Below are 716 nucleotides of genomic sequence, written 5' to 3' on the forward strand. Positions count from 1 at the left end.
TCCTCCGTACTGGCTAAGATTGACAACAGTCTTGAACTGCGGCAGAAAACCATGCAGTTCATCAACCTCGAACAGGAGCAGTCCCCCTTTGCGGTTAACGCCTCAGAAAAGTATTTTCGAAAACTGATTGTCGATTACAAAATCCGGCAGGAGCAGTTTGCCAACATCAAGGCCACCATTGAAAAAGACATCAATGAACTGGATTTGGCTGACGTCGGGATTGATACGCTGACCACTCAGAACAGCTACGAGATGGACGCCGACATGATTATCAAGCGAATCAACAGTTATCTGCACCTGGATGAACAGGCGCGGATTGTGATCCTGCATGACCCGGTAGGCCGTCAGCGGGACATTGTGGAAGCCTACTCTATCCTGAATTTGTGGCAACAGAGCTATAACGCCTCCAACATCTACCCACTGACCATCGGCTTCTATGTCGAAAATCTCAAAGCCACCAAAAACCCGGAGCTGAAAAAGAAAATAGATGACAGTATCCATCAGGAACGCTGGGAAAATGACTGGCCGAAACTGAAAAAAGTCACCGAAGATTTTGAAGCGCGTCAGGCTATGTTTATGAAACTGTTCGAAGCCTTTGCGGATAACCCGGACCTCAGTTATCAAGTCGGCGGGCTGAAAAATTATTTTCACTACTTCTTTTCACTGCAAGATGAAAAAGAGACGCTGGAGGAAGAGGATGCGCTGGAGTTCCAGTT

Annotated in this window: 1 protein-coding gene; it reads left to right on the top strand. The window is 47.2% G+C overall.

The features are described from left to right. The coding region (locus LG003_RS23120) for a hypothetical protein (protein ID WP_262981775.1) at positions 1 to 716 on the top strand (716 nt) is incomplete at both ends.

Origin of the sequence: Photorhabdus kleinii, assembly GCF_025384885.1 — a bacterium.
GTDB lineage: Bacteria > Pseudomonadota > Gammaproteobacteria > Enterobacterales > Enterobacteriaceae > Photorhabdus > Photorhabdus kayaii.